Source organism: Sulfuricurvum sp. RIFOXYD12_FULL_44_77 (genome assembly GCF_001830725.1).
Taxonomy (GTDB): Bacteria; Campylobacterota; Campylobacteria; order Campylobacterales; family Sulfurimonadaceae; genus Sulfuricurvum; species Sulfuricurvum kujiense_A.
The window spans coordinates 11,393-17,553 of record NZ_MIBU01000051.1 but is presented as its reverse complement, the minus strand read 5'-3'; the positions used below and the strand labels follow the sequence as shown (position 1 = coordinate 17,553).

The 6,161-nt window shown below is 42.0% G+C and carries 9 protein-coding genes; 7 read left to right on the top strand and 2 right to left on the bottom strand.

Annotation, left to right across the window (positions count from 1 at the left end):
- Both A2517_RS02495 and A2517_RS02490 read right to left on the bottom strand, forming a co-directional pair.
- Nucleotides 1-462, bottom strand: a 462-nt coding sequence (locus A2517_RS02495; RefSeq protein WP_294893789.1) for a hypothetical protein, incomplete at its 3' end; no start/stop codon positions are given.
- A 2-nt stretch (nt 463-464) separates the two neighbouring features.
- Complete coding sequence (locus tag A2517_RS02490; RefSeq protein ID WP_294893788.1) at nt 465-1,244, bottom strand: NlpC/P60 family protein; 780 nt, start codon at nt 1,242-1,244, stop codon at nt 465-467.
- 144 nt (nt 1,245-1,388) lie between these two features.
- On the opposite strand from A2517_RS02490, the gene hemH reads away from it, so the two are divergent.
- The 7 genes from hemH (at nt 1,389) to A2517_RS02455 (ending at nt 6,085) form a co-directional block, all read left to right on the top strand.
- Nucleotides 1,389-2,336, top strand: a complete 948-nt coding sequence (gene hemH, locus A2517_RS02485; protein WP_294893787.1) for a ferrochelatase — start codon at nt 1,389-1,391, stop codon at nt 2,334-2,336.
- A complete protein-coding gene (locus tag A2517_RS02480) occupies nt 2,337-2,987 on the top strand; it encodes an HAD family hydrolase (protein WP_294893786.1) in 651 nt (216 codons plus the stop codon).
- Entirely contained in the window at nt 2,984-4,219 is a 1,236-nt protein-coding gene (locus tag A2517_RS02475) for a hypothetical protein (protein ID WP_294893785.1), read from the top strand. Before A2517_RS02480 ends, A2517_RS02475 begins: the two co-directional genes overlap by 4 nt.
- Before the next feature lie 37 nt (nt 4,220-4,256).
- Nucleotides 4,257-4,982, top strand: a complete 726-nt coding sequence (locus A2517_RS02470) for a DUF695 domain-containing protein (protein WP_294893784.1) — start codon at nt 4,257-4,259, stop codon at nt 4,980-4,982.
- Nucleotides 4,972-5,340 (top strand): diacylglycerol kinase, encoded by a 369-nt coding sequence (locus A2517_RS02465; RefSeq protein WP_294893783.1) that lies wholly within the window; start codon nt 4,972-4,974, stop codon nt 5,338-5,340. The genes A2517_RS02470 and A2517_RS02465 overlap by 11 nt, the downstream gene beginning before the upstream one ends.
- 156 nt (nt 5,341-5,496) lie before the next feature.
- Complete coding sequence (locus A2517_RS02460; protein ID WP_294893782.1) at nt 5,497-5,802, top strand: type II toxin-antitoxin system Phd/YefM family antitoxin; 306 nt, start codon at nt 5,497-5,499, stop codon at nt 5,800-5,802.
- Entirely contained in the window at nt 5,789-6,085 is a 297-nt protein-coding gene (locus tag A2517_RS02455) for a type II toxin-antitoxin system RelE/ParE family toxin (protein ID WP_294893781.1), read from the top strand. The genes A2517_RS02460 and A2517_RS02455 overlap by 14 nt, the downstream gene beginning before the upstream one ends.
- Nucleotides 6,086-6,161 lie beyond the last annotated feature (76 nt).

Sequence of the window (6,161 nt, the reverse complement as noted above, 5' to 3'; positions counted from 1 at the left end):
ATCGTAAACAACAACTCCATAATTGTCATCTATCCGATAAAAACGCGAATCGGCTGTAATAATCAACTCATCGAGGCGTGCGAGATGGACATAGCTTTTTTTGCCGATTTTGATCCCGTTCTCGAGAAAAAACCGCTTGAGATTGACAAATTTGATGTCATTCACAAATTTATATTCAAACTGATTGTACAGCCTCATTTTTTTGTATCCAAAAATATGACTGTCTATCCCCAGCTGTGTCGCGGCATATTGGGTCGGAAGATATCCAGAGAGATCGGTAAGATCTTCTTCAATATGGGAATATTTGGGGGGGAGGGTGTATTTTTCCAGAAATACATAACGGTTAAGTTTAATATGTCGGGTATCGTTCCAATACTGATATGCCGGCGATGAGATATCAAGCTTTGTGTATACCTCTTTCCAAAGCCAGTGTTTGTCTAGTGTTGTATAGAGGGTAGACATCGTTACTCGTCGTGATCCGGATCGCTAAACGCCAATCGTCTAGCGTACATAAAGCGATCTCGGTAATACGCTTTTTGGATTGAATCATATTGAACTTTTTTAGCGGCAAAGGAAGCGTGAATTATTTTTCCATCACCTGCATAAATGGCCACGTGGGATGGATCTGATTTGTAGGTGCGATAAAAGAGCAAATCGCCCACTTGCAAATCATCCAAGCTGACATTTTCACCTAATAGTGCCTGCTCCGATGCACTACGCGGAAGAGAGACGCCAAACGGTCGGTACACTTGCTGCGTAAAACCTGAGCAATCGGTACGCCCTCCCTCTTTATCTCCAAAACCATAAGGAGTTCCGAGAAAATCTTTCGCACGTGAAAGGACTTTTTCTTTAACAGTTTTAAAATTTTTGATAATTTTTTGCGGTACGTTTTTAGGAACTTCCGCCACCTTGACATCATCCGGACAAAGTTGCGCGGAAATGATGGGAGCAGGCTTAGTAACCACTAAAAAAGGTTTTGTCTCTTCTCCGATTAAATCGGTATCGACTTTGGTATTTTTAAGGACCGTCGTCTCTAGTGCAGCAACCGATTTAACGGCCGGTTCGGGTGCTTGAATCGGTTTAACAACTAAGATTTTAGGGAGTTTTTTTGTAAACGATAGGTCATCGTCATTAAGAGAATCGTTTGTTTTTTTTAATTCTCGTTCGTATTCTAAAAAGAGGGAAGGTTCCCGCCGTTGTAAATCAGCAAGAGCCGAAGTTGTCAGTAAAATCAGTGATAACACTGTGCGCCTTATCAGCATTAACCCTCCTCATTTTTCTGCGTTGTAGTCATTATAGATTAAAAAGCTTTAGTTTTTTTTATAATCCGCTAATTTAACGGAGCGTTATGGTACACTTTCTTCAAAAACGAACGGATAATCAGCATTATGAGAGAAGCAATTGTATTACTCAATATGGGCGGCCCCAACAATTTAGGTGAAGTTGAGATGTTTTTGCACAACATGTTCAACGATCCCTATATTATACGTACAAAAAGCTCTCTCTTACGTCGGTTTATTGCCGGGATGATTACATTAACACGCGCTGAAAAATCTCAAGATATCTATCGGCAAATCGGAGGAAAGTCTCCTATTGTCGAACATACAAAAAAAGTCGTTCAATCGCTTCAAGAGGTTGTCGGAGAGAATATTATTGTTGATTTTGTTATGCGCTACACCCCGCCTATGGCAAACGAAGTCACGCAACGGCTAAAAGAGCAGGGGATAGATAAAGTATACCTTATCCCTCTCTATCCGCAATACTCTTCTACCACGACTCAATCGTCACTGGATGATTTCGAAACAGCTGCCCAGAAAATCGGCTGGGATGTCATTACGGTTGAGATTAAACATTTCTTTGCCCATAAAACCTACAATCTATGCTTGTTAGACCGGATTAAAGAGGCTTTGAATGACGATCATGCCGAATCATTCGATCTTATCTTCTCAGCACATGGACTCCCTCAAAAAATTGTCGACCAAGGTGATCCGTATCAACGGCATGTAAAAGCCCATGTTGAACTACTTAAAACGTTGATGCAAGAGAAAGGGTTCAATTTTAACGCTATCCATTTAGCTTATCAATCGAAAGTAGGGCCGATGAAATGGCTTGAACCTTCATTGGAAACAGCTTTATGCGAACTCCAAAACAAGCGGGTTATCATCGTTCCGATCGCATTTACCATCGATAATTCTGAAACCGATTTTGAACTCTCTATGGAATATGCGGAAGTAGCCCAGAAAATCGGCTATGAAGCGTATCGTGTTTGCCGTTGCCCGAATGAGCATCCGCTCTTTGTTCAAACCCTTAAAGAACTCTATGAAAAAATGAAATAAATGCGACATATTGCACTTTTTGATATGGACGGTACCCTGATCGATTCGGGATTGGACATTACCCTCTCTATCAACCATGTCCGCGCTTCCTACTACAATCTTGATCCCCTGAGTGTTCAAGCTGTTATTGATGCGATTAATGCGCCCGAACGTAATTTATCGGAGATTTTTTACGGGCAATCCCACTATGAAGCACGGGCGAAGGAACTGTTTGAAACCCATTATTTTGATCAGTGTATTCAAAATGTCACCCCCTATCAAGGGATTCGTGAACTTTTGAGTGCACTTTATGACAAGAATGTCATTATGGGAGTTGCCACCAATGCACCGAGTATTTTTGCTAAACGGATGCTAAAACATTTGGAATTGGACTCTTTTTTTCAACTTATTATCGGGGCGGATGATGTTGATCTGCCTAAACCTCATCCGCAAATGCTCCACCGTCACCTCGATCACTACCATTATAATTTCGGTACGGATTATGCTTTAATGATCGGTGACAACTCAAAAGATATGGAAGCCGCTCAAAAAGCCGGAATTACTAGTGTATTTGCAGGATGGGGTTTTAGTTCGAAGGGAGATGGGGATTATTTTGCCTCATCGCCGCAATCCTTATTTGATATTATCACTACAAAAAAAGGTACAGTATGATTAGCGTCGATTTATTGCTCATTATTATCGCTATGTCGCTATTGTTTTTACGACATACCGCTGTCTATAAAGACCCTAGTAAAATCAATTATACCCCCGTCGTGTTTGCCTTGGGCTTCATAGGAGCACTGTTACACTTCATCCTCAGCCCTGCCATCGATATGAGTCTCATCAAAGAGTCCCTTTTGTCTTTAAGTGTAGGAATTCTCCTCTCTAGCATAATGAGCATAATGAATCAGACGGTATCGGTCATAAATACCCATACCGATCGTTTGCGTCTTACTGAAATCACGGATGAAATAACCTCCTTATCCGCTTCAGTAACCATCTTGAAAGATCGCCTCGAGCTTATCACCCAAATGGAAGGTTCTACCCATGACCAAATACGGCATGTTTTTAAAGAGGAGTTTGATGCACTGGGTGTTATCCAGACGAACCAAAAACACTTTATCTCTAAAATCGAATCTCTTTTGGCACAACAGCAAAGTGCTATGGGGAAATTTGAAGAGTTTACCCTCTCAGAACTTCCAAGTTTAGATAACGTGGTTCACCGCCACATCGATCTACTCCGTGTTGCGGAACAAGATCACTTCAATCACCTCAAAACTATCGTCAGAGAGAGCAGTGAGGATCAAAAAGAACTCCGTACCCAGATCCAAGAGTTACATAATCTCGTCATTCAACTCTCTCATCACCAAAATCCGGATCATACCATCACCGTATTGCAAAAAGAGCTCGATCGTATCGTCCATGATTTCTCCCATCATCTTCAAACGCTGGGGGCAAAAAGCGAATCGATTGTCACCTCGTTACTGGAAAACGACTCCTTACTGCGCGGCTCACGCGAACAAAGTGAACTGATTATGCAGCAAATGGTTCTCTCCTCTAAACAGATGCGTGAAATGACCTCTCACTCCAAAGAGCTTTCCGACTCGTTGGTACCCCTCTCTCGCCTTTTTTCCTCGGCTGAAACACTCCATAAAGAGTTTGTTCTGGCTAAAGGGAAACTCAGTGAGTTGATTGTTACCCTCGAATCGTATGAGCGTCACGAATACCGCGCTATTCGTCAAAGCTTGGAAGAGGTTGCGGCTGAAGCAACCGCACAGATGCAGTTATTCGTTCAAACGCTTCAAACAAAAGAGTCTCATCCCCTAATAGAAGCGAAAAGTGTCCAAGAGTTAGCAAGCAAAGTGAAACTTCATAAGAGCTATTTGGGAGAAAACCAAGAATAAAGACCATATAATGACAAAAAAATAAGGTTTTTAGTCAATGATAGAATTTTACGAACTCCTCGATGATGAAAATGTACCGTATCGCTGTGATATAGAACTCGATCTCATCGAAGAAGCCCCTCAAGAGGAACGTCCTTGGCTCCTGTGGCTTTTCGTCAAAGCCGACAGCGTTACAGACGCCTTAGAAGCGTTTAGCAATGATTTAATTGCTACCCTTAATACTTCACTGGATGCCCTTTTTGCAGGAAGAGTGATGAAAGAGGGGTGGGCTGAATTTTATTTCTATGCACCGCAATCCAAACGGTTCGAAAACATCAGCTCTGAGGTAATGAGCCGCCATGGGGGATACGTCTATGAACGCGGTTCGTCCAAGGACAGCAAATGGGAGATGTACAGCGACAATCTCTATCCTGACGCCTATGGACTTTTGAGTATTCAAAACCGTCACACCATTACCGCTCTCGTCGAAGCCGGAGATGATCTCTCACTACCTAGAGAAGTTGAACACTATCTTTTTTTCCAAACCAAAAGCTCTATGGAACGTGCAGTTGCGCAACTTGCTTCACACGGCTACACGGTCAAAGACTACGCTACCGATGATGAGAGCGATTACGCCTATGGGGTAGTCCTTCTCAAAACAGAAGCTATCACCCCCGATTTGGTTGAAGAGACAACGACATCGTTGTATGAATCGGCAATCCAAGAACACGGACTGTATGAGGGATGGAGTACGGTACTTGCTGGAGAAGACAATGGCGCTTAATAAACCGCGTTATACACTTTTTAAAAATACTACGTATGCGTTGAACGGCCTTGTAGAAATAACAAAAAATGAAAAATCGTTTCGTCTTCAAATCGTTTTATTTGTTGCAGGTATCATTGTCGCTTGCTCTTTACCGATTGATTTTGTCTCTAAAGCAATACTTGCCGTCTCACTGTTTATCCCTCTCGTTGCCGAGGTCATTAACAGCGCGATTGAGCGAGCGGTTGACTTGGTCACGTTTGAACATCATGAACTAGCAAAGAGGGCAAAAGATGCCGGTGCGGCATTGGTATTCCTCTCTCTGAGTATGCTGGCTGTTATCTGGGGTGTTACCCTTTATCGAGCATTTAATCTGTAACGTTTTTACCTCTCCCGTCATTCCATATAGAATAATTAAATAGGCAAGATAATAAAAATACGGGTCATGTATTCAATCTTCGTTTTCGAGTAATATTTTTTTTAAATGTTTGTAGTATAATACACAAAATAGTATGTATTTAAAAAGGAGTCTTTTATGATTGCCTACGCTCGTGATGAGATTATCCCCGCTACCGAAGTAGCCCGCAATTTTTCTTCCGTATTTAAAAGTCTCGTTGATGGCGCGAAAGATAGAATTGCCATCGCTAAAAACAACAAACTTGAACTCGTCGTTTTGCCGATAGAGGAATACGAACGTCTAAAAGATATCGCCGATTTAGCTGAACATATCGAAATTTACAAAACAGTTACCGAACGTACAGCTAAAGAGACAGGGGTGCGTATCGCTCTTGATGATATGATGAATCGCTTTGGGATTAATAAAGCTGATGTACGCGATTGAATTTTTTCCTGAAGTCGAAAATGACCTCAAAGCACTCGATCACCGTGTCCGAGTGCTAGTATTCAAACAACTGCACAAACTGGCGCAATCGCCACAGCTTGGTGATCTCCTCGGTAATAAATCGGGAATGGATCTAACTGGTTGTCGAAAAATGTACGTCGATCATAAACGGGTTCGTATTGTGTACCGTATCCTCGAAGAGGTTATTATCGTTGAAATCATAGCGATAGCCGCGCGTGATGAAATGGCCGTTTACCGTGAAGCAGCCCAGAGATTAAATTAACTTCGTTACCTGTAACAATTTCGTAAGAGAATTTTCTCTATAATCACACTATATTTCAATCAGGGGTTTGCTATGG